This window comes from Mesorhizobium helmanticense (genome assembly GCF_003034915.1).
GTDB classification, from domain to species: Bacteria; Pseudomonadota; Alphaproteobacteria; order Rhizobiales; family Rhizobiaceae; genus Mesorhizobium; species Mesorhizobium helmanticense.
Window position 1 is genome coordinate 42,243 of record NZ_PZJX01000002.1, and the last position, 24,816, is coordinate 67,058.

The following is a 24,816-nucleotide window of genomic DNA, read 5'->3' on the forward strand; positions in this document are numbered from 1 at the left end:
ACCCGGCTTGCGTCGTTGGCCGGGTCAAGTTCGCGACAAATGCGGAACGCCTGGCAACCATGCCCGCCTGGAAGATGTTACTGGCCAGCCGCCGCCTTGCGGACATTGGCGACGAAATCCGCGCCCCATTCGGTGCCGAACTGCTGGTAGACCGGATCGACCAGCGCCCTGAACGGCGCGCCCTCCACTTCGTTGATCTCGACACCGGCTTGCGTCAGCTTGGCACGCACGTCGGCATAGACCTCGTCGAGCTTGCCGCGATACCAGACCGTTGTGTCGGTCACCGCGGTATCGATGACCGTGCGTTCAGCGTCCGTCAGCCCGTCATAGCGCTCCTTGTTCATGTACCAGTAGTTGGGCGTCCAGATGTAGTTTGAAACGGAAAGGTATTTCGCGCTCTCGTACCATTTCTGGTCGAAGAAATCGCGGATCTCCGGCTCGACGCCATCGACGACCTTGGCCTGGAGCGAGGTATAGACCTCGCCGAACGGGATCGATTGCGGCAGCGCGCCGAGCTGTTTTATCGTCGCCAGGATCACCGGGTTTGGCGGTGTGCGCAGCTTCAGCCCGGAAATGTCCTCAGGCGCCTTGATCGGATGCGCGCTGTTGGCGAACTGGCGAAAGCCCGAATCCAGCGCGCCAAGCATCCGGTAGCCGCGATCGCCGCCCGTGTCGAACACCGATTTGCCGACGGGACCGTCGAGGAATGCATGCGCCGCCTTCGCATCGGCAAACAGGAAAGGCAGCGTGACGACGTTGAGTTTGGGGTCGATCTGGTCGACCACGCCGCCCAGCCCGATGTCGATCGAGCCGGCGCCGACGCCATCGGCGATCGGGCCTTCGTCACCCAATTGCCCGTCCGGGAAAATCTGTACGGTAAGCTCGCCCTTGGATTTCTCTTTCACCTCGTCTGCGAATTTGGTCACCGCCTCGTTGATGAGACTGCTGGAGCTGGAGGCATGCGCCAGCCGCAAGACGGTTTCGGCCTGAGCGGCCTGAAAAGGAGCCACCACCGCCAGACAAAGCAATGACACGGAGATGATGCGACATTTGTCGGCGATGAAATTGGACATTGGACCCCACCATTTGATTAGCCGCCATAGTTAGCGCGCCCTCAACTCTGGGAGTCAATCAATGCAGCGGTCATCGATATTCGAAGAAACTATATAAACATCACAGATTGTGATGTTACTGAAGTTCTGCCCATTCCGGGGCCCTGTCCCAACGGAAGCTCAGCCGTCATAGCCGGTGATCGCGCCGAAAGTGTAGCCGCGCAGCTTCAGCGCGGTGATCAGCGCCGTCAAATTCGCCTTGCCGTTGAAGACGTCCTGGAACATCTCGTCATGCATCAGCAGGATCAGTTTGCCGGGCTTGACGAAGTGGCCGTAGCCGAACAGGTGATCGATCTCGCTGACCAGATGATCGACGGTCTGCACCGGCTTGCCGCTGTTTTCGTGAACCCATTCGTGATCCCAGCCGTAGAGATAGAAGCCGGACGCGGCGACGAACTCGTAATCGGGGTCCTCGCGGCCCTCTTCGGCCAGTCCGAGCGAGTTGTCATCCTTCGACATCGAGGGCAGCCGGAACACGTCGCGCCCCGGCAGCCGCGCATGCACTGCCGGTTTCAACCCCAGCACCGCGTTTGCCCGCAGCATGTCGGCGACGACGCCTTCGGTGTCCGAATAGAAATGCTGATAGTGGTTGTAGGCGTGGCTGTAGCTGTGGTTGCCGATCGTCACCAGCGGCATGGTTCTGGCGCGCTGCACCAGCGCCTTGTTGGCCGCGCTCGCCTGCGCATGCATGCCAACCATGAACATGGTCGCCGGCACCTGCTCGGCCTCAAGCACGTCGAGGATGTTGCTGGTGCCGGTCAGCGGACCGTCGTCGAAGGTGAGATAGACCGTGCGATCCGCGGCAATCGCGGGAAAAGCAAGAAACAATACGACCAGCACGGCAAGGCGAAACGGCGTCAGCATCCGGAATATCCATGTCCGATCGCGACAGGCCGCCATTTCCGGGCAGGATTGTCAAGTTTGCCGCCTACGCCAGGCTTCCCCGCAACACTGTCAACTTGGCCTTCCTGGGCGCCCGCGCGACCAGCCATTCGCGCGCCTTTTCCTGCGGCATCGGGAAGGCGATGGAATAGCCCTGCACCTGGTCGCAGCCGAGCGCCATCAACGAGTTGAGCTCGGCCTCGGTTTCGGCGCCCTCGGCGACAATCGAGATGCCAAGGCCGCGTGCAAGTTCGGTGATGGCGCGTACGATCTTGGTATTGTCGCCGTTCTCGTTGATTTTCTGGACAAACCGGCGATCGATCTTCAGTCGGTCGATCTCGTTCGGGTTGACATGGCTGAGCGAGGCATAGCCGGTGCCGAAATCGTCGAGCTCGAGGTGGACACCTGCTGCACGAATATGCCGCAGCTTTGCTGCTATGCCGGTCTTCTCGTCGTCGAGAATGACGGATTCGACGATTTCCAGCGACAGTTTTTCTGGCGGCAGGCCGGCCTTCTGCAGCGTGTCGAAGAGGAAGGCGTCAAAATCGGGCTCGCGCAACTCGGAGCCGGACACGTTGACGGCGAGCCGGCCGAAGGCAATGCCGTCGCGGTTCCAGTCGGCCGCCTCGTGGATCGCCTTGGCGATGACGATGCGGCCGATCTCGGGCATGAGGCCGCATTTCTCGGCGACGGGAATAAACTCGCCTGGGGCGATCGCGCCGCGCTCGGCATGTGTCCAGCGCACCAGCGCCTCGATGCCGCTGATCGAGCCGTTCGACAACGAAACCTGCGGCTGGAAATAGACCTGGAACTCCTTCTCCGAGATGGCGATCCTTATGTCATGCTCGAGCTGCTTGCGGTGGTCGAGCTCGCGGCGCAACTCCTCGGAGAAGAACGAGAAACTGCCGCCGCCCTGCTTTTTGGCGGAGTAGAGCGCGAGATCGGAATGGACGAGCAGATCCTGCGCATTGTTGGCATCGACAGGATAGACCGCGATACCGGCGCTGGCGCCCGGCAGGATGGTCGCGCCCTGGAATATGATCGGCTCGTTGATCTGCGCCAGGATGCGCTTGGCGGTCATGTTGATGTCCTCGGTGCCGCCGGCGCCATTGAGGATCATCACGAACTCATCGCCACCCAGGCGCACGCAGAGATCCGACGCCCGGCAGGCATCGCGCATGCGCTGCGCCGTCACCACGAGCACGTAGTCGCCCGCGGCGTGGCCAAGCGTGTCGTTGATCTGCTTGAACCGGTCGAGGTCGAGCTGGACCACCGCAAGCCGTTCCCGCCGGCGTTGCGCGCTCTTGATCAGCGTGTCGAAATGGTCGGTCAGGAAGGTGCGGTTGTAGAGGCCGGTAAGCCCGTCATGCACGGCGATGAAGGCCATGGAATTGCGTGCGTCCATGAGTTCATGCGTCTTGCGCAGAATGGCATTCGACATCGGCCTGAAGATGAAAAGCGCCACCAGAACGATGACGCCGATTGTGGCGTAGAACAGCGTGCGATGAAGATTGAGAAGCGTGTCCGACCGCGCATCGGCGTCGGCACTGATGCGCTGGCCAAGTGCGGCGTAGCCCGACAGGGTCGCATTGGCGACGGAAGCGTCGAGCTTGATGCGCTCGCTGCCGCCCTTGTAGCCGCCGTCAATGGCCATGCCGAGCTGCGATTCAAACCCCGAGACCAGGCGTTCGCCGTTGGCGATAAGCCCGACCGAGAAATAGTCGAGGTGGAACGGCTTGGCGAAAAGCACGTTCTGGACCGATTTTGGATCGAACCGTGCCGGCGACGTGGGATCGGCGGCGACCCGATCGAGCAGAAGATCGTAGTTCTTCTCGAACTCCGCCGTCGCTTGTTTGAATGCGGTGATCAGAGCCGGTTGTTGGTCGCGCGAAGCAGCACCTGCTGCGCCGGCAAGGAAGACGATGCGTTGCGAGAGCGCCTTTTGCGTGCCGACGATGTCGAGCAGCGAATCGTTGTGGCGCTGAGCAGCCATCATCTGCTGAAGAAGGATGAAGGACGCCATCACCATGGTGGCGATGATCAACAGCGCCAGCCAATAGCCGGCCTTGATCAGCAATATGAGCCTGCTCGAAATGGCTTGCACCGGCTGCTGCGACATTTTCTTGGGACGGCCTTTCTCGCCGACAGATTCCTGGTTGCGATAACCATTGGCTTGAAAGTATTAACAGGTTTGGAAATCAAGGACCTAGCGACCGCGGCGGCGCTGGAAAGCTCGCGAAATGGTTATCGCGTTCTTTCTCGACATATCTGCATTTGAACATCCGTCATTGGCGGCATTCCGAGACTGCATTCCGGCTACCCGCCTCTCCGCCGCCAAGGCGTCGCTTTTGCGATGGATTTTTCGCCCGTGCGGGGCGACAGTCCCTATCAAATCTCAACAGGGCCTGATCATGAGCGCGGCATTCCTCTCCCATATCGACAGCGAGCTTGAAGGGCTGAAAGCGGCGGGGCTCTATAAATCCGAGCGAGTGATCACCTCGACGCAATCGGCCGAGATTGAGGTTGGCGGCGACAGGGTGCTGAATTTCTGCGCCAACAACTATCTCGGCCTCGCCAACAGCGCCGAATTGCGCGCGGCGGCCAAGCAGGCCCTCGACCGCTATGGCTACGGCATGGCATCGGTGCGCTTCATCTGCGGCACGCAGGAAGAACACAAGCAGCTCGAGGCGACGATTTCTTCCTTCCTCGGCATGGACGACACCATCCTCTACGGCTCCTGCTTCGACGCCAATGGCGGCCTGTTCGAGACGCTGCTCGGCGAGGAGGACGCGGTCATCTCCGATGCGCTGAACCATGCCTCGATCATCGATGGCGTGCGGCTTTCGAAAGCAAAACGCTTCCGCTACGCCAACAACGACATGGCCGACCTCGAGATGCGGCTGAAGGAGGCCAAAGACTGCCGCTTCCGGCTGATCGCCACCGACGGGGTCTTTTCCATGGACGGTATCATCGCCAATCTGAAGGGCGTCTGCGACCTCGCCGAGAAATATGACGCGATGGTTATGGTCGACGACAGTCATGCGGTCGGCTTCGTCGGCGCCAATGGCCGCGGCTCGGCCGAACATTGCGGCGTCGAGGGGAGAGTGGACATCATCACCGGCACGCTCGGCAAGGCGCTGGGCGGCGCCTCCGGCGGCTATACATCGGGCAAGAAACAGGTGGTCGACTGGCTGCGCCAGCGCTCACGCCCCTATCTCTTCTCCAACACGCTGATGCCGGCCATTGCAGGCGCCTCGATCAAGGTGTTCGAATTGATCAGGAATGGCGACGGTTTGCGCAAGCAGCTCTACGACAATGCGGCGCGGTTCCGGTCTCAGATGGGCAAGCTCGGCTTCACGCTGGCCGGCGCCGACCACCCGATCATCCCGGTGATGCTGGGCGACGCGAGCTTGGCGCAGGAGATGGCGGCGCGCATGCTGAAGCGCGGCATCTATGTCATCGGCTTCTCGTTTCCGGTGGTGCCGAAGGGCCAGGCACGGATACGCACCCAGATGTCGGCCGCCCATTCCCGCGCCGACATCGACCGCGCGGTGGAGGCTTTCGGTGCCGTTGGCAGGGAACTGGGCGTCATCTCCTGAGCCGCCAAAAGCGATTCCGGATCAAGAGATTCAAGGAACAAAAGAATGTCGAACATGATGAAGGCGCTGGTGAAGGCCAAGGCCGAGCCGGGCATCTGGATGGAAGAGGTGCCGGTGCCGGAGATCGGCCCCAACGACGTTCTGATCAAGATCAGGAAGACCGCGATCTGCGGCACCGACGTCCACATCTACAATTGGGACCAGTGGGCGCAGAAGACCGTGCCTGTGCCGATGGTGACCGGCCATGAATTCGTAGGCACGGTCGCCGATTTCGGCGCGGCGGTGACTGAGTACAAGGTCGGCCAGCGTGTTTCGGGCGAAGGTCACATTGTCTGCGGCCATTGCCGCAACTGCCGCGCGGGCAGGGGGCATCTTTGCCGCAACACGCTCGGCGTCGGCGTCAACCGTCCTGGCGCCTTCGGCGAATATCTGGCGATCCCGCAGCACAATGTCGTGCCGATCCCCGACGACGTGCCGGACGAGATCGCCGCGATCTTCGATCCCTTGGGCAATGCCGTCCACACCGCATTGTCCTTCGATCTGGTCGGTGAGGACGTGCTGGTCACCGGCGCGGGGCCGATCGGCATCATGGGCGCGCTGGTGGCGCAATGCGTCGGCGCGCGAAAAGTCGTCATCACCGACATCAACCCGGTGCGGCTGGCGCTGGCGAAGAAGCTCGGCGTCCAGCATGTCGTCGATGCATCGAAGGAAAAGCTGCGCGAAATCATGCCGGCGCTCGGCATGACCGAAGGTTTTGACGTCGGCCTCGAAATGTCGGGCGCCGCACCCGCCTTCCGCGACATGATCGATACCATGAACAATGGTGGCAAGATCGCCATTCTCGGCATCGCGCCGACCGGCTTCGAGATCGACTGGAACAAGGTGATCTTCAAGATGCTGCATCTCAAGGGCATCTACGGTCGCGAGATGTTCGAGACCTGGTACAAGATGATCGCCCTTGTGCAAGGCCCGCTCGACGTTTCCGGCCTGATCACCCACCGCATCGGCATCGACGACTATATTTCGGGATTCGAAGCGATGAAGAGCGGCAATTCCGGCAAGGTGGTGATGGACTGGTGAGCGTCAAGAACCATCACTACACGCAGTGTCTACTCCTGTTTGGGTTCGTTCTTTAGGCTGTTGAGGCCGCTATCGAGAATGCGATCAAGTCTATCCGAATCGACCGCGGGTGGTTTCTTCTTGCCGCCTCCACCCGGAAAATTATCAACGATTACATGAGCAGCAACGTCAGGTGGTGGCGGCCCTGCAAATGCCATGTCCAGTGTGTTGATATTGCTCCGAGCGAGACGCCCGTTCACCGAGCCTGAGAGATTGGTAATACGGAATCCAGGCTTGGCTGCCCCCTCCGCGGTAAGAGTGAATTGCCTTCTGTAAGAAAAAGTCGGGAGTCTTTGCTCTCCGCTATTTTCTTTTACCCATTGTGCCGTACCGAAAATCCGATCGAATCCGAGTGCGGAAACGGATTCCTTGAGAGCCTCATCGGTACTGTATTGATAGTAGTAGGTCGGACATTTCAACTTTTTGAAATTAACTTTATATTTGTATACAATCTTATCCTGATTTGCGCGGGAAAATTTTCCTGTTGCCCCGAGTGAGAGCGGATAGGGAGAGTATGGGATAGTCCAGTCCAGAGTGCTAAGACCAATTTCACCGGTATTGGTCAAGTCAGAGGTTAATTCAAACGCTATGTTCCATTCGCGAATCCATCTGTTTTCTACGCTTGCTTTCTCATATTCTGAAACCGAGTAATCCAATGAACACTGTATTTCCGCTAACAATTTTTCGACGTTGATGCTTGGCTGATTGAGTGCATACGGAGCCAAATTCCCACACCCAGCCAGAAGCATCGATGCAGGCGAAAACAGGCAGAATAATTTCGAATACGAAGCCATTGGTCCCCCCTCCAATGAGTAAGTGTTATAAAATTAAATTAAGAAATATATATTTGCAAGCCCGATTATTTGAGAATGGGTTGGAGAAAACCGAACCACAACGGTGTTTCTTTTTTTTGTTTCTCGCTACTGAAAGCAATTTGGGTAATCGACATATTGTGTGATTAGCGGTTCGGCGTGTTTCGTGCGGATTTCTTTTAAATGGTTGAGCTTGGTGACGGTGTTCCTTTTCTCTCCAAACTGTAGATCACATCAAAGAGAACGGCTTGCTGGTGTAATTTCATGCGATTGATCAATTCACGCTCGAACGCCTTCGCCAACGGCACCATTTCGCGATAGGCGGCCAGCCCGGCCTTCGTCAGCATCAAGTGCTCAACACGGCGATCGTTCTCGTCCGGCGTGCGCGTCAGCCAGCGTCGCCGCTCCAGTTCCGCCACCGCTCGCGAAACCTTGGTCTTGTGCATCGCCGACTGTTTGCCAAGCTCCGTCGCGGTCATCGTGCCGTGCTGCCCGAGCCCCGAAAGCGTGCGCCATTCCGGCCGGCTCAGCCCAAGGCGGTCGCTGTAGACCTTGGAGAATTCGCGACTGACCGCATCGGCAAGCCGGTAAAGCCGGTAGGGCAGGAAGCTTTCGAGTTCGAGGATTTCCATGATGCGTACCGTGGACACAGGGTTCGCCGTTGATAGTTACATTTTCGATGGTTACAAATGAAACCAGTTTGGTCAACAACGCCGGTAGGCCGCGCTCCAGCGGGCTGAGAGACCGGGTCAGGGAGGATCGGATGACCTTTTCCTACATGCCGGGCTTCGGCAACGACTTCGAAACCGAAACCTTGCCCGGCTCGCTGCCGCAGGGACGGAATTCGCCGCAGCGGCCGGCCTATGGCCTTTATGCCGAGCAATTGTCCGGCTCGCCCTTCACCGCGCCGCGCGGCACCAATGAGCGCTCATGGCTTTACCGTATCCGTCCGAGCGTCAGGCACACCGGCCGCTTCAAGGCGGCGAGCTATCCCTCGTGGAAGACCGCCCCGAATGTCGGAGACCATGAACTGGCGCTTGGCCAGTATCGCTGGAACCCGGTGCCGATGCCGAGCGAGCCGACCGATTTCATCGCCGGCATGCGCTCGATCACCACTGCGGGCGACGTGCTCGGACAGACCGGCATGGCGGCGCATGTCTATGTCGCCAATACATCGATGACCGACGACCATTTCTTCAACGCCGACGGGGAGTTGCTGATCGTGCCACAGGTGGGCGCCTTGCGCTTCGTCACCGAAATGGGCCTCATCGAGATCAGGCCGGGCGAGATCGCAGTGCTGCCGCGCGGCCTCGTCTTCAAGGTCGAATTGGTCGACAACGAGGTGCGCGGCTATGTCTGCGAGAATTACGGCGCCAAGCTGACGATGCCCGATCGCGGCCCGATCGGCGCCAATTGCCTGGCCAATCCGCGCGATTTCAAGACGCCCTGCGCCTGGTTCGAGGACAAGGAAACCCCGTGCCGGATGATCGTCAAATGGTGCGGCAATTTCCACGTCACCGAGATCGGCCATTCGCCGCTCGACGTGGTGGCGTGGCATGGCAACTACGCACCCTACAAATATGATCTGGCGACGTTTTCACCTGTCGGCGCGCTCCTTTTCGACCACCCAGATCCGTCGATCTTCACCGTGCTGACGGCGCCGAGCGGCGAGGAGGGCACCGCCAATATCGACTTCGTCATCTTCCCGCCGCGCTGGCTTGTGGCCGAAAACACGTTCCGGCCGCCCTGGTATCACCGCAACATCATGAGCGAGTTCATGGGCCTGATCCACGGCCAGTACGATGCCAAGGAAGAGGGTTTTGTCCCTGGTGGCATCAGCCTGCACAATCTGATGCTGGCCCACGGGCCTGACGCCCCTGGCTTCGAAAAGGCCTCGCGCGCGGAGCTGAAACCGGTCAAGCTCGACAATACAATGGCCTTCATGTTCGAGACCCGTTTCCCGCAGATGCTGACCCGCTACGGCGCTGAGTTGGAAACCCGGCAAGACAATTACATCGACTGCTGGGCCGATCTGAAGAAGCGCTTCAACGGCACGCCCGAGGGAGATTGGAATTCGTGAAGGTAATAATTCCGGAAACGGGACAGATAGTTATCGTCCTATCCACCGAAGAGCTTGATCGCGATCTTCAAGCGTATCGAGGCGAGGCGTGTTCCCACACGCGGCAGGAGTTGAGAAGACTGAGCACCGCAAACGGGGGATACCAAGTCAAATTTCAGTGCTTGGGTTGTGGTAAGCGAATTGGCAATCCTCGCAAACAACAGTCTGATGACGACAAATTCCCACTGGCCGACAAAGGCGTTGAAGAGCGATATGAAAATCGCCGAAGCCAAGAACAAAGTGAAATTTATCTGAAGCACGCTCGGCTGCAGGTCGAGAAACAGAGTTCGTGGTGGAAAACCTACAACGCCTATCTTCAATCAGAGGAGTGGGCGACAAAGCGCGAGCTTGTTCTCAAACGCGCTCTCGGTATTTGTGAGGGGTGCCGAATTAAGAAGGCATCTGAAGTTCATCATCTGAGTTATTCTCACGTTGGAAAGGAATTCCTCTTTGAGCTAGTTGCTGTGTGTGAGGATTGCCATCAGAGGCTGCATGATGAGAAGCAGCCGGATCTCGATGAGTTTTTCGACTCTGACGACGATCCAGAGGATGACTGATCTTGAGCGCCCATCTGGTGGGAAATCGGCTGGTTCTTCTAGGCTCCAAGGGCGGCCCGGCGCTGCGGCAGGGTGGGCCATGGCCGAGTTCGTCACTGCTTGAGTTCGGCGGCCGCAGCATTGTCGTCGACTGCGGGCTCGGCGTGACGCGCGTAATGGCCGATGCCGGGATCAGCCTGAAAGCGCTCGACCTCATCTTCATCACGCATCTCCATTCCGACCATCTGTTGGAACTCGGCCCGCTGATCCACACTGCCTGGACGGCGGGCTTGGCGACACCTGTCACCGTGTACGGACCGCCCGGCACCGTCGACTACTGGCGACATTTCTGCCAGGCGATGGCGTTCGACATCGATATCCGCATCGTCGATGAAGGCCGACCGAATATTCGTGAACTGGTGTCGGTGGCCGAATTCGGTGAGGGCGCGGTCCTTGAAGAGAGTGGCCTGAAAGTCACGGCGCTGCGCGTCGACCATCCGCCGGTGACCGATTGCTTTGCGCTGCGCTTCGAGCATGCCGGGAAAAGTGTTGTGTTCTCGGCCGATACGGCATTTTTTCCGCCATTGGCCGATTTTGCCAGAGGCGCCGACATCCTCGTCCATGAAGCCATGCTGGAGCAAGGCATCGAGCGGCTGGTCGCCAGGACCGGCAATGGCGCGCGGCTGAGGGAACATCTGCTCGCCAGCCACAGTTTCGCCGAGGAGGCCGGCCGTATTGCCAGCGATGCCGGGGTGAAAAGACTGGTACTCAATCACCTCATTCCGGCCGACGATCCCGAGATCGGCGAGGCCGACTGGATCGCCGCTGTCAGGAAAACTTGGGCTGGCGACTTGACGATTGCCCGCGACGGCCTTGTTGTGGGTTTAAGCAGCGAGAAAGCTGTTCGAGGAGAGGAAACCGCATGAAGCTTGCCACATTGAAGGACGGGACGCGCGACGGAAAACTTGTCGTCGTCTCGCGCGACCTGACGCGCTTTACCGATGTCTCGTTCCTGGTGCGCACGCTGCAGGCCGCGCTCGACGATTGGGGCCGGATTTCGCCGCATCTCGCGACAATATCCGAATCGCTGGAGAACAATGCGGTGCCGTCCGCACGCTTTCACGAGCATGACGCCCATTCGCCGCTGCCGCGCGCCTATCAATGGGCGGACGGCTCGGCCTATGTGAACCATGTCGAACTGGTGCGGAAAGCGCGTGGCGCCGAGATGCCGGCAAGCTTCTGGACCGATCCGCTGATCTACCAGGGTGGCTCGGACAGCTTCGTTCCGCCGCGCGATCCGATCCGCATGGCCGACGAGGAATTCGGCATCGACATGGAGGCGGAGGTCGCCGTCATCGTCGACGACGTGCCGATGGGCGCGAGCCTCGATGCGGCGAAGGATGCGATCCGCCTCGTCATGCTGGTCAACGACGTCACGCTACGGTCGCTCACCGGGCCGGAACTCGCCAAGGGGTTCGGTTTCTTCCAGTCGAAACCGTCCTCGGCCTTTTCACCCGTCGCGGTCACGCCGGACGAGTTGGGTGACGCCTGGGATGGCGGCAAGGTCAGCCTGCCGCTGCTCGCCGATCTCAACGGCAAGCCATTCGGCCGCGCCGATGCCGGCATCGACATGACCTTCGATTTCCCGGCGCTGATCGTTCATGCCGCCAAAACACGGAAGCTGGCTGCCGGCACGATCGTTGGCTCGGGCACCGTCTCCAACAAGCTTGACGGCGGGCCGGGCAAGCCTGTCTCGGACGGCGGCGCCGGCTATTCCTGCATTGCCGAACTGCGTATGATCGAGACCATTGTATCAGGTGCACCGAAAACGCCATTCCTGCGCTTTGGCGACACGGTACGCATCGAGATGAAGGACAAGGCGGGGCATTCGATCTTTGGTGCGATCGAGCAGAAGGTCGAGAAATACGAGGGGTAAGGTTGGGAGACATCTGAAACGATGAACCTGCTGGACCATCTCCGCCGCATGGCCGGCAATAATCTCTGGTCGAACGACCGGCTCTACCGCGCCGTGTTGCAGCTCCAGCCCGGCGAATTCGAAGCCGAACGCACCAGCTTCTTTCCCTCGATCAAGGCAACGCTCAACCACATACTGGCGGTCGATCATCTCTATCTCGATTTCCTGGAGGAGGGTGGCGTCGGTGCTGCCGCCCACGACGATTATGTGCCCTTCGACGAACCACGGGCATTGTTTGCAGCCCAGACTGCATCGGACCGCCGGTTGATCGCCTTTTGCGACCGCCTGTCGGCCGACGATCTCGACCGGCGCGTCATCACCGACCGGCGCGAGGATGGCATGATCCCCGAAAAAATCGGCGACATTCTTGCTCACGTTTTGCTGCACGACATCCATCATCGCGGCCAGGTGCACGCAATTCTGTCCGGCACCTCGGTCGCGCCGCCGCAACTCGACGAGTTCCTGCTCGACTACGATTTGAAGCTGAGGAAAACCGAAGTCGAGCGGTTGGGGCTGGAATGATCAGCCCAACGCAACGTCATAGGCTGAAAAATGCCGATCCGCGGTGAGCAGCGTCAGGCCTTCAATTTGTGCCTGTGCAATCAGCAGACGGTCGAAGGGATCGCGATGATGGAGTGGCAAATGCTCAAGCCTCGCTGCGTGAAGTTCATTCAGACTTAGGACTGGAACCCCGTTCGATCGCAAGATATCCACGATGTTGCCGGTGAGCGTGATTTTGCCGAGCGATTTCTTGATGGCGATCTCTGCTACGGAGATGGCGCTGACAATCACATCCTCACCCGCAAGAAAGATGTCGCGATGGTGATCAGAGAGACGTGGATCTGCGTTGAGTACCCAAAGCAGAATATGGGTATCGACCAGATATTTGCGGCTCATTTAATGTATTCGTCCCATTCGGGACCGAGTTCATCAAAATCGTCCGATATCTGAATTTGGCCTTTCATGGCCCCAAACAGTCCTTTGCTCCCGCCAACCCGTGCGGGAGCGCTCAAGGTTGCGACAACCTCTCCGTGCCGTGTCAGATGGATTTCTTCGCCAGCCTGTGCACGTTTCACCAACTCGGAAAGCTGAGCCTTCGCTTTTGCCATCGGAATATTCATCGTCAACCTCTTATGACCAGAATTTAGGTCATAAGAGGTTGAGCCGCAAGTGAGTGGATCCGGTTCCTACGCCGCCTTGCCGTCCACTTTCAGGACTCCGCGCTTGATCTGGTCCTGCTCGATCGACTCGAACAGCGCGCGGAAATTGCCTTCGCCAAAGCCTTCGTCTCCCTTCCTCTGGATGAACTCGAAGAAGATCGGCCCGATCACCGTCTTTGAAAAAATCTGCAGCAGGATCTTGGTCGTGCCGCCGTCGACGACGCCTTCGCCATCGATCAGGATGCCGTGCTTCTTCATCCGCTCGATCGGCTCGTCATGGCCGTTCACTCTGTCATGGGACATGTCGTAATAGGTCTCGGGCGGACCTGGCATGAATTTTAGCCCATTGGCGGCCAGCCTGTCGGTGGCCGCGTAGATCTCGTCGGTGCCAACGGCGATGTGCTGGATGCCTTCGCCATTGTACTTCTTCAAATACTCGGCGATCTGGCTGGTCTCGTCCTTGGATTCGTTGAGCGGGATGCGGATCTTGCCGCAGGGCGAGGTGATGGCGCGGCTGACCAGCCCGGTGATCTTGCCGTCGATGTCGAAGAAATGGATCTGCTTGAAACCGAACAGGTCGCGGTAGAAATCCCACCATTTGTCCATCTGGCCGCGATAGACATTGTGGGTGAGGTGATCGAGATAATAGAAGCCGACGCCTTCCGGCTTCGGGTCGCGTGCGCCCAGCCACTCGAACTCGGCATCATAGGCCGAGCCCTTTTCCCCATAGGTCTCGATGAAATAGAGCAACGAGCCGCCGATGCCGACGATGGCCGGCACGTCGAGCGCCTTGTCGGTGCCTTCATAGGGGGTAGCGCCCTTGGCGACGGCATGCTCGAAAGCATGCTTGGCATCGACCACCCGCCAAGCCATCGAGGCTGCGCAGGGGCCATGCTTGTCGACGAATTTCATCGCATGCGAGCCAGGCTCGGCATTGACGACATAGTTGATGTCGCCTTGCCGCCAGACGGTGATGTCCTTGCTGCGGTGCTTCGCCACCGCGACATAGCCCATGCGGGTGAACAACTCGGCGAGTTTCTCCGGCTCGGGATGCGCGAACTCGACGAACTCGAATCCGTCGGTGCCGGCTGGGTTGGCCTTGCTGATCTTTGCGGGCGGCGCGTCGTGCGGGAAGGGACCCATGGCAATCCTCCAAGAACTGTTCGGCCGCTTGGGCCATCTCTCCCCATGATAGCGCCGGAGGGTCGCACGGTGCTTGCATTCAGGCGCTTGAAATGATCAAATCATGCGCGAAGTATGCAAGATTGCAGGAAAATCCATGGATGATGCGCGCATTGATCAGTTTGACCGCAAGATAATGGCGCTGCTCCAGGATGATGCCGGACTCACCAACGGCGATCTTTCCGAACGGGTGAACCTGTCGGCCTCACAATGCTCGCGCCGCCGTCAGCGGCTGGAGGAGGACGGCTATATCAAGGGCTATCGCGCCGTGCTCGACCGCGACAAGCTTGGCTTTTCGCTGGTCAACGTCATCTCGGTGACGCTCGCTACTCACAACCGCGACAATGCGCGGCGCTTCGGCGAATTGGTGGCGCGGCTGCCGGAGGTGCAGGAGGCGCACGCGCTGACCGGCGAGATGGACTATATATTGAAGGTGGTGACGCCGGACCTGAAGTCGCTGTCGGAATTCGTCAACGGCGTGCTGCTGCCGCATGAATCCGTGCAGCACGTTAAGACGGCGATCGTTCTGGAGACGCTGAAGGAAACCGGCGCGCTGCCGATTTGACAGGTCAGCCTCTGGATTGCTGGATCAGCCCATAGAGATTGGTGCAGCGGGCGCCGGAACGGCAATAGGCGAAGACCGGCCCTTCGAGTTCATCCAGCGCCTCGGCTTGGTCCTCGACATTCTCGGCCGTGATCTGGCCGCTGATGACGGGGATGTAGCGGAAGGCGAGCCCGGCGGCTTCGACCGCCGCCTTGACGCTGTCCGCCGAAGGCTGGCCGGGCTGCTCGTCATCCGGCCGGTTGCAGATGATGCTCTTGAAACCGGCCTGCTTGATGGCGGCGACGTCGTCGGGTTGGATCTGGCCCGAGACCGAATAGTCCTCGCTGATCTCACGATATTCCATGTCTTGTCCTCGCAATTCTGGTTTGGCGGCAGTCTTGCCATTCCCCGACGAGGCCGGCAATCCGCATCGGGGGAATTCTCTGCCAAATAGATATTGCGAGCCGGAAAATCCAACCGGGACGATAATGCCCCGGTTGGGTAGACGCTCGACTCAGCTGCCGAGGATCGCGCCTTTGATCTGGGCGATGTTGTTGTGCATCATGTCGATATAGGTCGAGGCCGGGCCATCGGGCTGCGACAGAGCATCCGAATAGAGCGTGCCGCCCACCTTGATGCCGGTCTCGCTGGCGATCTGCTCGATCAGGCGCGGATTGGTGATGTTCTCGACGAAGATCGCGGCTGCCTTGTCTTGCTGGACCTGCTTGACCAGCTTGGCGACATCGGCGGCCGAAGGCTCGGAGTCGGTCGACACGCCTTGCGGGGCAAGGAAGGTCAAGCCGTATGCGTGCTCGAAATAGCCAAAGGCGTCATGCGAGGTGATGACCACGCGCTTCTCCTCGGGTATCGACTGGATAGCCGCTTTCACTTCGCCTTCGACCGCGTCGAGCTTGACGGTATAGGCGGCGGCATTGGCCTTGTAGCTGTCGCAGCCCTCAGCATCGGCGGCGCAAAATGCATCGGCGATGTTCCTGACATAGATCTTGGCGTTGGCGATCGACTGGAAGGCATGCGGATCGGTGACCGTCTTGCCGCTGCCGGTGTCGGCGCCTTCGGCGGCGTCGGCATCGGCGAATTCCGGCTTGAAGTTGATCGGCGTCACCCCCTTGGTCAGGACAGCGATCGTCGCCTTGGTGGCGCTGGCGTCGACCAGGCGCTGCAGAAAGCCTTCGAAATGCAGGCCATTGACCAGAACCACGTCGGCCCCGGCCATCGCCACGGCATCGGCCGGGCTCGGCTCGTAGACATGTGCGTCGCCATCCGGTCCGACGATGGTGGTGATGTTGACCCGGTCGCCGCCGACATTCTTGGCGAAATCGGCGATGACGGTGAAGCTGGCGACCACTTTCAGCGGCTCGGCCAAGGCCGACGATGCGCCAAGGGCGCTTAATGTTATAACGCTCATCGCCAGGGCGGCACGGATCGATTTGAGCATTGGGCAGGTCTCCTTCAGGGGTTGGGGATCAGGCGGTTCTATGCCGGTGATGGATGATGCGGGCGCGCAGGATGCCGCGCGTGCCGAACAGGATCGAGGCGAAATAGACGACGCCGGCCGACAGGATGATGGCCGGGCCGGACGGCAGCGAGGCATGATAGGACAACAGCAGTCCGGCAATGCAGGAGGCAAAGCCGATCACCACCGCCAGCACGCACATCGGTTCGACGCGAGCGGTCCAGAAGCGGGCCGCCGCTGCCGGCAGCATCATCAGCCCGACCGACAGCAGCGTGCCAAGCGCCTGAAAGCCACCGACCAGGTTGAGCACGACAAGGCCGAGAAAGATGAAATGCACCGGGCTGCCCAGCCGGCTGACCGAGCGCAGGAACAGCGGATCGAGACATTCGGCGACCAGCGCCCGCCAGAAGATGGTAAGGCTGATCAGCGTCACCGCGACAATGCCGCCGATCAGCGCCAGCGCCTCGTTGTTGAGCGCCAGCACCGTGCCGAAGAGCACATGCATGAGATCGACGCTGGAGCCGCGGATCGACACCATCAGCACGCCGATGGCCAGCGAGATCAGATAGAAGGCCGCCATCGAGGCGTCCTCGCGCTGGATGGTGAAGCGCGAAACGGCACCGGCGCCGAGCGCCACGATGATGCCGGCGATCAGGCCGCCAATCGTCATCGGCAGGATTTCCAGCCCATAGAGCAGGAAGCCGGCGGCGGCGCCCGGCAGGATGGCGTGGGCCATGGCGTCGCCGGACAGGCTCATGCGCCTCAGCATCAGGAAGACACCGACCGGGCAGGCGCCGAGCGACAGCATCAGCGAGCCGATCAGCGCCCGCTGCATAAAGGCGAAATCGGCAAAGGGAGCGATGAAGAGGCCATAGAGCACGTCCATCAGGCAGCCCTCGGTCCGGCACCGTGATGGTGATCGTGGTCATGCGCGTGAGCAGGATCATGATGGTCGTGGTCATGCCCATGGTCATGTTCACCGGGCTCGCACCACGGCGCGTTCTCCTCCCAGGCCTCATGGAAGCGGCGCGCGCGCAGCAGGTTTTCCGGTTTCAGCGTTTCCCTGGTCTCGCCCCAGGCGACCGGCTGCCGGGCAAGCAGCAGCGTTTCGGGAAAATTCTGCCGTACCAGGTCGAGATCGTGGACGACGACCATGATTGTGCGTTCCTCGCCATGCCAGCGCTTGATCAAGGCAATGAGGTCACCGACCGTCTTCGAATCGACTGCGTTGAACGGCTCGTCGAGCAGGATGAGGTCGGCGTCCTGCAAAAGCACCCGGGCAAACAGCGTACGCTGCAACTGGCCGCCCGACAGCGTGTCGATCGGCCGCTTCTCGAAACCGCCGAGACCGACGGCCATCAGCGCCCGGCTAACCGAATCGCGATCTTCTCTGGTATAGCGGCCAAGCAACCCCCGCCGTGGCCACAACCCCAACGAAACCAGATCGACAACCCGGGCCGGAAAGGAGCGGTCGAGTTCCGACTGCTGCGGCAGATAGGCGGCGCGCACGCCCGGCGCCCGGATGACGGCGCCGGCCATCGGCTTGAGAACGCCGACGATCCCCTTCATCAGCGTTGACTTGCCCGAGCCATTCGCGCCGACCACGGCGGTCAGGGAACCCTTGCGGATCGTGCCGTCGAGATGATGGATTGCCGGATGGCTGTTATAGCCCAGCGTCAGGTCGCGGAAGGTCAGGCAGGCATTGATCATCAGACGATCCGTGGGCGGCGATCCGCGAAACTAGTGAGGTCGAGTCGATATGTGATGTTATTACATTAGTCAACAAGCCAATCCGGCGGAATTGCGACGCCCCGGTCAACTCGTTGTGTACGCGCCTGGTTCGGGACAGAGGGCTGTTGGCTCAAGAGCTTTCATCCGGGCGGCCTTGCTCGAAGCGAACCGCGACTCTAAAGAGGCGCAACCGACAAAAAGGAAGGAAACGCCCAATGAGCATTCGTCGCATCGATGTTGGCCCGCGCATGAGCCAGATCGTCATCCACGGCAACACCGTCTACCTGGCGGGCCAGGTCGGCGAACCAGGCGGCAATGTCGCATCCCAGACCAGGACCATCCTGGCCGCCATCGACGAATTGCTGGCCAAGGCTGGCACGGACAAGACCAAGATCCTGCAAGCGATCATCTGGCTGGCCGATATGAGCACCTTTTCCGAGATGAACGCGGAATGGGACAAGTGGGTGCCGCAGGGCCATACGCCGGCCCGCGCCACAGGCGAGGCCAAGCTCGCCGGACCGGAGTATCTGGTCGAGATCATCGTTACAGCGGCGATCTGAGGCATGGCGCTTTACCTTCTCCCCTTGTGGGAGAAGGTGGCCGAGCGAAGCTCGGTCGGATGAGGGGTGTTGGAAGGATCGCCACGGCGAAGCATTAAACACCTAATATCATTCGATATTATAACGCCTCATTTCCTCCAGCACCCCTCATCCGTCTCGGCGCTGCGCGCCGATCCACCTTCTCCCACAAGGGGAGAAGGAGCGCGGAGCTACCCCTGCGACGGCGTAAACCGCGCCACCAGCGTGTGGCTCTCCGCCGGATAAATGAAGCGGACATGGGTGACCGGGTGCTCGGCGCTCCATGTCCGCCGCTCGACCACCAGGCACGGCGCGCCGGCCTCGATGTCGAGGACATCGGCGATATGATCGCTGGCGGCAATGGCGCGGATGCGGTGCTCGGCTTGGCTCCACGGCACGCGCCCGATCAGCCACGGCCCAGGCGCGATGTCGAGAAACTCTTCCTCGCCGGCTTCTGCCACCGCGGCAAGGTTGATCAGCCGTTGCTCATGCGCGAATGGCCGCTGTCCCGCGAAATGCAGGCCCTTCAGCGCCAGCACCGGCCCCGAAGCGGCAAGTTCCAGCAGTGTGCGGTCTTCGGCGTTGCTGCGCCGCTTCAACCGCTCCAGCCTTTGATAGCGATAGGCAAGCCCAAGCGCCTCGACCTCGATCCTGATGTCATGGATCTCCAGCACCGCGGCCTGCGACTGCGGCCGGCGCACGAAGCTGCCCGAACGGCGGCGCCGTTCGATCAGCCCGGCCTTGGCAAGCTGCGACAGCGCCTTGTTCACCGTCATCCGCGAACAATTGTATTCGGCCGTCAGTTCATGCTCGAACGGAATGCGATGGCCGGGCGGCCAGGCGCCGGACAGGATCTTCTCGCTGATATCGGACAGGATGCGCTGGTGCAGCGAGACAGCCTCGCTGCCTTCCGCATCAACGGTCTCGATGATGCTCATGCCGAAAGTGCCGTCATCACGGAGCGGAAGCGCTGAGCAATCGCTTCACGTTTCGTATGCCTGCCGCCGCTGACCAGTTTCTGACCATGCACCCAGACGCAATCGACCTTGCTGCCGTTGGCGAAGATCCAGCCGTCCAGGATCGCGTCCCCGGTCTTGCCGGATAGCGAGGGGTGGTCGGCATCGAGCGAGACGAAATCGGCAGGCGCACCGGAGGCTATCCGCGACAGACCGGCGCCGAGAGCCACGCTACCGCCGTGGAGTGCCGCATCGAACAGCGCGCGGCCGGTCGAGCCGCCGGCCACCGCCAGCACGTTGCGGGCACGATGGGCGAGGCGCTGCGAGTATTCGAGCTGCCGCAATTCGTCGGGCAGGCCGATCAGCACATTGGAATCGGAGCCGACACCGAAGCGGCCACCATGTTCCCTGAACAGCGGCGCGGCGAAGGTGCCGTCGCCAAGATTGGCCTCGGTGATCGGGCAGAGACCCGCCACGGTGCCACTCTTGGCCATCGCGACCGTCTCGGCATCGGTCATATGGGTGGCGTGGATCAGGCACCAGCGCCCGTCGACACTGGTATTGGCGAGAAGCCATTCCACCGGCCGCGCGCCCGACCAGGCAAGGCAGTCCTCGACCTCTTTCATTTGCTCGGCGATGTGAATGTGGATCGGTCCGTCAGGTGCCATGGCGGCAATCGTGGCAAGTTCATCGGGCGTTGCGGCGCGCAGGCTGTGCGGCGCAACGCCGACGACGGACTGATTCAATGCGCGAACACATTCCCGGCTTTTCTCAAGCAATCGCGAGAACTGATTTACATCATTGATGAATCGACGCTGGCCTTCATTCGGCGCCGCACCGCCGAAGGAGGAATGCGCATAGAACACTGGCAGCAACGTCAGACCGATGCCGGTGTTGGCCGCGGCCGCGGCGATGCGCTCGGCCATCTCGGCGATGTTGGCGTAGGGTTTTCCATCGCGGTCGTGATGGAGGTAGTGGAATTCGCCGACGCGTGAAAAACCGGCCTCCAGCATCTCGACATAGAGTTGGGCTGCGACCGCCTCGACCTGGTCCGGCGTCATCGACAGCGCGAACCGGTACATCACCTCACGCCAGCTCCAAAAACTGTCCGCCGATGGGCCGCGCAATTCGGCAAGGCCGGCCATGCCGCGCTGGAAGGCGTGGCTGTGCAGATTGGGCATTCCCGGCAACAGGATGGCGTGACGTTCGTCGCCGGGCCGGAGCGATGCGCCGGGCTCAACCGTCGCGATACGGCCTTCACCCATCGTGATCCGCACATTGCTTTGCCAGCCGTCTGGCAGCAACGCCTGTTCCGCAAAGATCGCCGTCACGTTTTTCTCCGAATCCGAATGCGCAGGCGACGATGGCACTTGCGTCGCCTCTCAATATGTATATACATAATCACCATCAATTGAAACGGAAAAGATGATGGCGGCAAAGAACAAAAGCCGGGCAGGGGGCCTTCGCCTGTGGCGCAATGCGCGCCTGGGGACCATGACTGACCGCGCGGCCGGGCTGGGCATCGTCGAGAAGGGCGCGGTCGTCGCGCGCGATGGCCTGATCGCCTATGCAGGCCCGGAAACCGAGATGCCGTCGTCTCTCGGTCAGGGCGCAGAGACCATCGACTGCGAAGGCCGCTGGATCACGCCCGGCCTCATCGACTGCCACACCCATCTTGTCCATGCCGGCAACCGCGCCAATGAATTCGAGATGCGGCTGGCCGGCGCCACCTATGAAGAGGTCGCCAGGGCTGGCGGCGGCATCGCCTCCTCGGTCAAGGCGCTGCGCGCCGCCAGTGAGGACGAACTGGTCGCGCAGTCATTGCCGCGCCTCGATGCGCTGATTGCCGAAGGCGTCACGTCAGTCGAGATCAAATCGGGCTACGGCCTCGACCTCGAAAACGAGAAGAAATCGCTGCGCGCCGCCAGGCAGCTGGGCATTGAGCGCCCGGTGACGGTCAGGACGAGTTTCCTTGGCGCCCATGCGCTGCCGCCCGAAGCCAAGGGCGACAAGGACGCCTTTGTCGATCTGGTCGCAGACGAAATTCTTCCGGCGGTCGCCGCGGCGGGTTTGGCCGATGCCGTCGATGGGTTCTGCGAGGGCATCGCCTTTTCGCCGGAGCAGATTGCGCGTGTCTTCGACAAGGCCAAGGCGCTCGGCCTTCCGGTGAAGCTCCATGCCGATCAATTGTCCAATCTGCATGGCGCCGAACTCGCCGCAAGCTACGGCGCGCTGTCGGCCGACCATCTCGAATACACCGACGAGGCGGGTGCTGCGGCGATGGCCAGGGCCGGAACAGTCGCGACGATCCTGCCCGGCGCCTATTACTTCATTCGCGAGACTAAGAAGCCGCCGATTGCCCTGTTTCGTCAGCACGGCGTCAGGATGGCCGTCGCCACCGACAACAATCCCGGGACCTCGCCGCTGACCTCGCTGCTGCTGACCATGAACATGGCCGCGACCTTGTTCGGCCTCACCGTCGACGAATGTCTCGCCGGCGTCACCCGCGAGGCTGCCCGCGCGCTCGGCCTGCTAGGACAGACCGGGACGCTCGAGGTCGGAAAATCGGCCGACCTCGCGATCTGGGACATCGAGTGCCCGGCCGAACTCGTCTACCGCATGGGCTTCAACCCGCTGCACGCCCGCATCTGGAGGGGACAATGACCGAACTGGTACTGAAGCCGGGCAACGCGACCTTGGCCGACTGGCGTGCCATCTATCGCGGCGCCGTACCGAAACTCGACAATTCATGCTGGCCGAAGATCAAGGCGAGCGCCGAGGCCGTGGCGCGTATCGTCGCCAAGGGCGAGCCGGTCTATGGCATCAACACCGGCTTCGGCAAGCTGGCCAGCGTCCGCATCCCCGCCGCCGATCTCGAAACGCTCCAGCGCAACATCGTGCTGTCGCACGCCGCCGGCGTCGGCGAGCCGATGCCTGTCGCGGTAGCCCGGCTGATGATGGCGCTGAAGCTCGCAAGTTTGGCTCAGGGTGCCTCCGGCGTGCGGCTAGAAACCGTCGAATTGCTGGAAGCGATGCTGGCCAATGACGTCATTCCGGTGGTGCCGGCACAAGGCTCGGTCGGCGCCTCGGGCGACCTCGCGCCGCTATCGCACATGACGGCGGTGATGATCGGGGTCGGCGAGTGCTTTACCCCGCATGGCCGCTTTCCGGCCAAGGTCGCCTTCGTCTCGCACGGGCTGGAGCCGGTGACATTGGGCGCCAAGGAAGGCCTGGCGCTGCTCAACGGTACGCAGTTTTCGACCGCCTATGCGCTGGCCGCCCTGTTCGAGGCCGAAGTTCTCTATCAGTCGGCGCTGGTCGCCGGCGCGCTGTCGACCGATGCGGCCAAGGGCTCCGACGCACCTTTCGATCCGCGCATCCATCTCCTGAGAAAGCATCGCGGCCAGATCGAAACGGCGGACGCGCTGCGCAATTTGATGTCTGGCAGCGCCATCCGTGAATCGCACCGGGTCGGCGACGAGCGCGTGCAGGACCCTTATTGCCTGCGTTGCCAGCCGCAGGTGATGGGTGCGGCCCTTAGCGTGCTGCGCCAGGCCGCCGACACGCTGGGCGCCGAAGCCAATGGCGTTACCGACAATCCGCTGATCTTCGCCGAGGACGATACCGCGCTTTCCGGTGGTAATTTCCACGCCGAGCCGGTGGCCTTTGCCGCGGACATGATCGCGCTTGCCGTTTGCGAGATCGGCTCGCTGTCGGAGCGGCGCATCGCCATGCTGGTCGACCCGGCCCTGTCGGGCATGCCGGCGTTTCTCACGCCGAAGCCCGGCCTGAATTCCGGTTTCATGATCCCGCAGGTGACGGCGGCGGCACTTGTTTCGGAAAACAAGCAGAAGGCCTATCCGGCCAGCGTCGATTCGATCCCGACCTCGGCCAACCAGGAAGACCATGTCTCGATGGCCGCCCACGGTGCGCGCCGGTTGATCGGCATGGTCGAGAATGCGACGGCCGTCATCGGCATCGAATTGCTGGCCGCGGCGCAAGGCTGCGATTTCCATGCGCCGCTGACCTCCAGCGATGCATTAGAGGCGGTGCGCAAGCTGGTGAGGGCTGAAGTGCCGCATCTCGACAATGACCGGCATTTCCACCCTGATATGGAAAAGGCCATCGCCATGGTGCGCAGTGGCGCTGCGATAGACGCGGCGGGTTCGATTGCGCTGCCTTCCATCTCGGGAGCGGCATGATGGACAGTTGGCTCACCGTTACCCCCGGCACCGCACCCCTGCTGGTTTCGATCCCGCACACCGGCATCGATCTCGCCGGCCTCGAAAACCGTCTGGTTTTGCCCTGGCTTGGCCGTCGCGACTGCGACTGGTGGATCGACAAGCTCTATGACTTTGCCCAAGGTCTTGGCGCGACTGTCGTCCACACCGCGATCTCGCGCACCGTCATCGACGTTAATCGTGATCCGTCCGGCGCCTCGCTCTATCCCGGCCAGACGACCACTGGCCTGTGCCCGACCGAGACCTTCGACGGCGATCCGCTCTATCGCGAGGGCGAAGAGCCCGGACCGTCGGAAATCGACGAACGCCGCGAAAAATACTTCATGCCTTATCATGCGGCCTTGCAGGCCGAGATCGCCAGGCTGCGCGCTTTGCACGGACAGATCGTGCTCTACGACTGCCATTCGATCCGCTCGGTGCTGCCGCGCCTGTTCGACGGCACGCTGCCGGTCTTCAATCTCGGCACCAATGATGGCGTGAGCGCCGATCCGTCCCTGCAGGCCATGGTCGGCCAGATCCTGGCCGAAACCGGCGAGAGTTTTGTCGTCAACGGTCGCTTCAAGGGCGGCTGGATCACCCGCCATTTCGGCCAGCCGCAAGACGGCGTCCATGCGCTGCAGATGGAGCTCTCCAATCGCGGCTATATGCGCGAACCCGAAGGCAAGGGCGCACCGGACAATTGGCCGGTGCCCTACGATGCCGCGTTCGCGGCGCCCATCCGCGCCACGCTGGAGAATATCCTCAAGACCGCGATTGTCTGGGCGCAAAGCTGACGCGCGCGCCGCCTGCCTCATTC

Annotated in this window: 26 protein-coding genes; 12 read left to right on the top strand and 14 right to left on the bottom strand. The window is 61.1% G+C overall.

Translation table 11 applies throughout. The features are described from left to right. Nucleotides 1-77 precede the first annotated feature (77 nt). The 3 genes from C9427_RS00330 to C9427_RS00340 form a co-directional block, all read right to left on the bottom strand. A complete protein-coding gene (locus tag C9427_RS00330; protein WP_107647254.1) occupies nucleotides 78-1,073 on the bottom strand; it encodes a TRAP transporter substrate-binding protein in 996 nt (331 codons plus the stop codon). Nucleotides 1,074-1,232: 159 nt separating this feature from the next. Beyond that, nucleotides 1,233-1,976: a polysaccharide deacetylase family protein gene (locus C9427_RS00335; protein WP_167434197.1), complete on the bottom strand. Its 744-nt coding sequence runs from the start codon at nucleotides 1,974-1,976 to the stop codon at nucleotides 1,233-1,235. 64 nt (nucleotides 1,977-2,040) lie between these two features. Beyond that, a complete protein-coding gene (locus C9427_RS00340) occupies nucleotides 2,041-4,113 on the bottom strand; it encodes a putative bifunctional diguanylate cyclase/phosphodiesterase (RefSeq protein ID WP_107647255.1) in 2,073 nt (690 codons plus the stop codon). Between the two features lie 292 nt (nucleotides 4,114-4,405). Here C9427_RS00340 and C9427_RS00345 point away from each other — a divergent pair, with 292 nt between their 5' ends. Next, complete coding sequence (locus C9427_RS00345) at nucleotides 4,406-5,593, top strand: glycine C-acetyltransferase (protein ID WP_107647256.1); 1,188 nt, start codon at nucleotides 4,406-4,408, stop codon at nucleotides 5,591-5,593. Between the two features lie 45 nt (nucleotides 5,594-5,638). Further along, nucleotides 5,639-6,673, top strand: a complete 1,035-nt coding sequence (gene tdh / locus C9427_RS00350) for an L-threonine 3-dehydrogenase (RefSeq protein WP_107647257.1) — start codon at nucleotides 5,639-5,641, stop codon at nucleotides 6,671-6,673. A 29-nt stretch (nucleotides 6,674-6,702) separates the two neighbouring features. On the opposite strand, the gene C9427_RS33690 is transcribed toward tdh, so the two are convergent. Together C9427_RS33690 and C9427_RS00355 are read right to left on the bottom strand one after the other, a co-directional pair. Beyond that, nucleotides 6,703-7,506: a hypothetical protein gene (locus C9427_RS33690; RefSeq protein ID WP_146172476.1), complete on the bottom strand. Its 804-nt coding sequence runs from the start codon at nucleotides 7,504-7,506 to the stop codon at nucleotides 6,703-6,705. A 197-nt stretch (nucleotides 7,507-7,703) separates the two neighbouring features. After that, nucleotides 7,704-8,156 (bottom strand): MarR family winged helix-turn-helix transcriptional regulator, encoded by a 453-nt coding sequence (locus C9427_RS00355; protein ID WP_107647258.1) that lies wholly within the window; start codon nucleotides 8,154-8,156, stop codon nucleotides 7,704-7,706. A gap of 131 nt (nucleotides 8,157-8,287) precedes the next feature. On the opposite strand from C9427_RS00355, the gene hmgA reads away from it, so the two are divergent. The 5 genes from hmgA to C9427_RS00380 are packed head-to-tail and all read left to right on the top strand — an operon-like array spanning nucleotide 8,288 to nucleotide 12,676. Continuing rightward, nucleotides 8,288-9,604: a homogentisate 1,2-dioxygenase gene (hmgA, locus tag C9427_RS00360; protein ID WP_107647259.1), complete on the top strand. Its 1,317-nt coding sequence runs from the start codon at nucleotides 8,288-8,290 to the stop codon at nucleotides 9,602-9,604. Further along, a complete protein-coding gene (locus C9427_RS00365; protein WP_107647260.1) occupies nucleotides 9,601-10,200 on the top strand; it encodes an HNH endonuclease in 600 nt (199 codons plus the stop codon). The genes hmgA and C9427_RS00365 overlap by 4 nt, the downstream gene beginning before the upstream one ends. Nucleotides 10,201-10,202: 2 nt before the next feature. Beyond that, nucleotides 10,203-11,105 carry an MBL fold metallo-hydrolase gene (locus C9427_RS00370; RefSeq protein ID WP_107647261.1) on the top strand — a complete coding sequence of 301 codons (903 nt, stop codon included), beginning with the start codon at nucleotides 10,203-10,205 and terminating at the stop codon, nucleotides 11,103-11,105. Then, complete coding sequence (locus C9427_RS00375; protein WP_107647262.1) at nucleotides 11,102-12,115, top strand: fumarylacetoacetate hydrolase family protein; 1,014 nt, start codon at nucleotides 11,102-11,104, stop codon at nucleotides 12,113-12,115. Before C9427_RS00370 ends, C9427_RS00375 begins: the two co-directional genes overlap by 4 nt. A gap of 21 nt (nucleotides 12,116-12,136) precedes the next feature. Further along, nucleotides 12,137-12,676: a DinB family protein gene (locus tag C9427_RS00380; protein WP_107647263.1), complete on the top strand. Its 540-nt coding sequence runs from the start codon at nucleotides 12,137-12,139 to the stop codon at nucleotides 12,674-12,676. On the opposite strand, the gene C9427_RS00385 is transcribed toward C9427_RS00380, so the two are convergent. The 3 genes from C9427_RS00385 to hppD all read right to left on the bottom strand — a co-directional run bounded on the left by C9427_RS00385 (nucleotide 12,677) and on the right by hppD (nucleotide 14,457). Continuing rightward, nucleotides 12,677-13,051, bottom strand: a complete 375-nt coding sequence (locus tag C9427_RS00385) for a type II toxin-antitoxin system VapC family toxin (protein ID WP_107647264.1) — start codon at nucleotides 13,049-13,051, stop codon at nucleotides 12,677-12,679. After that, entirely contained in the window at nucleotides 13,048-13,275 is a 228-nt protein-coding gene (locus C9427_RS00390; RefSeq protein ID WP_006332371.1) for a type II toxin-antitoxin system Phd/YefM family antitoxin, read from the bottom strand. The genes C9427_RS00385 and C9427_RS00390 overlap by 4 nt, the downstream gene beginning before the upstream one ends. A 66-nt stretch (nucleotides 13,276-13,341) precedes the next feature. Beyond that, nucleotides 13,342-14,457 carry a 4-hydroxyphenylpyruvate dioxygenase gene (hppD, locus tag C9427_RS00395; protein ID WP_107647265.1) on the bottom strand — a complete coding sequence of 372 codons (1,116 nt, stop codon included), beginning with the start codon at nucleotides 14,455-14,457 and terminating at the stop codon, nucleotides 13,342-13,344. 136 nt (nucleotides 14,458-14,593) lie between these two features. Here hppD and C9427_RS00400 point away from each other — a divergent pair, with 136 nt between their 5' ends. Beyond that, entirely contained in the window at nucleotides 14,594-15,061 is a 468-nt protein-coding gene (locus tag C9427_RS00400; protein ID WP_107647266.1) for an Lrp/AsnC family transcriptional regulator, read from the top strand. Between the two features lie 4 nt (nucleotides 15,062-15,065). Here the strand turns inward: C9427_RS00400 and C9427_RS00405 are convergent, their stop codons facing one another. The 4 genes from C9427_RS00405 to aztA form a co-directional block, all read right to left on the bottom strand. Beyond that, nucleotides 15,066-15,404 (bottom strand): protein tyrosine phosphatase family protein, encoded by a 339-nt coding sequence (locus C9427_RS00405; RefSeq protein WP_097576261.1) that lies wholly within the window; start codon nucleotides 15,402-15,404, stop codon nucleotides 15,066-15,068. A gap of 150 nt (nucleotides 15,405-15,554) precedes the next feature. Further along, nucleotides 15,555-16,496, bottom strand: a complete 942-nt coding sequence (aztC, locus tag C9427_RS00410) for a zinc ABC transporter substrate-binding protein AztC (RefSeq protein ID WP_107647267.1) — start codon at nucleotides 16,494-16,496, stop codon at nucleotides 15,555-15,557. Nucleotides 16,497-16,524: 28 nt separating this feature from the next. Then, nucleotides 16,525-17,400 carry a zinc ABC transporter permease AztB gene (aztB, locus tag C9427_RS00415; RefSeq protein ID WP_107647268.1) on the bottom strand — a complete coding sequence of 292 codons (876 nt, stop codon included), beginning with the start codon at nucleotides 17,398-17,400 and terminating at the stop codon, nucleotides 16,525-16,527. Beyond that, nucleotides 17,400-18,224 (bottom strand): zinc ABC transporter ATP-binding protein AztA, encoded by an 825-nt coding sequence (gene aztA, locus C9427_RS00420; protein ID WP_107647269.1) that lies wholly within the window; start codon nucleotides 18,222-18,224, stop codon nucleotides 17,400-17,402. Before aztA ends, aztB begins: the two co-directional genes overlap by 1 nt. Nucleotides 18,225-18,460: 236 nt before the next feature. Between aztA and C9427_RS00425 the strand changes: the two genes are divergently transcribed. Continuing rightward, nucleotides 18,461-18,805 (top strand): RidA family protein, encoded by a 345-nt coding sequence (locus C9427_RS00425; protein WP_107647270.1) that lies wholly within the window; start codon nucleotides 18,461-18,463, stop codon nucleotides 18,803-18,805. A gap of 209 nt (nucleotides 18,806-19,014) precedes the next feature. Here C9427_RS00425 and hutC read toward each other — a convergent pair whose 3' ends face one another. Continuing rightward, nucleotides 19,015-19,761, bottom strand: a complete 747-nt coding sequence (gene hutC, locus C9427_RS00430; protein WP_107647271.1) for a histidine utilization transcriptional repressor HutC — start codon at nucleotides 19,759-19,761, stop codon at nucleotides 19,015-19,017. Continuing rightward, nucleotides 19,758-21,110 (bottom strand): formimidoylglutamate deiminase, encoded by a 1,353-nt coding sequence (locus C9427_RS00435; RefSeq protein WP_107647314.1) that lies wholly within the window; start codon nucleotides 21,108-21,110, stop codon nucleotides 19,758-19,760. Before C9427_RS00435 ends, hutC begins: the two co-directional genes overlap by 4 nt. Nucleotides 21,111-21,207: 97 nt before the next feature. On the opposite strand from C9427_RS00435, the gene hutI reads away from it, so the two are divergent. The 3 genes from hutI to hutG are packed head-to-tail and all read left to right on the top strand — an operon-like array spanning nucleotide 21,208 to nucleotide 24,793. After that, nucleotides 21,208-22,443, top strand: a complete 1,236-nt coding sequence (gene hutI / locus C9427_RS00440) for an imidazolonepropionase (protein WP_107647315.1) — start codon at nucleotides 21,208-21,210, stop codon at nucleotides 22,441-22,443. After that, nucleotides 22,440-23,981 carry a histidine ammonia-lyase gene (gene hutH, locus C9427_RS00445; RefSeq protein ID WP_107647272.1) on the top strand — a complete coding sequence of 514 codons (1,542 nt, stop codon included), beginning with the start codon at nucleotides 22,440-22,442 and terminating at the stop codon, nucleotides 23,979-23,981. The genes hutI and hutH overlap by 4 nt, the downstream gene beginning before the upstream one ends. After that, nucleotides 23,978-24,793, top strand: coding sequence for an N-formylglutamate deformylase (gene hutG / locus C9427_RS00450; protein ID WP_107647273.1), 816 nt, complete (start codon nucleotides 23,978-23,980; stop codon nucleotides 24,791-24,793). The genes hutH and hutG overlap by 4 nt, the downstream gene beginning before the upstream one ends. The last annotated feature ends 23 nt before the right edge of the window (nucleotides 24,794-24,816 follow it).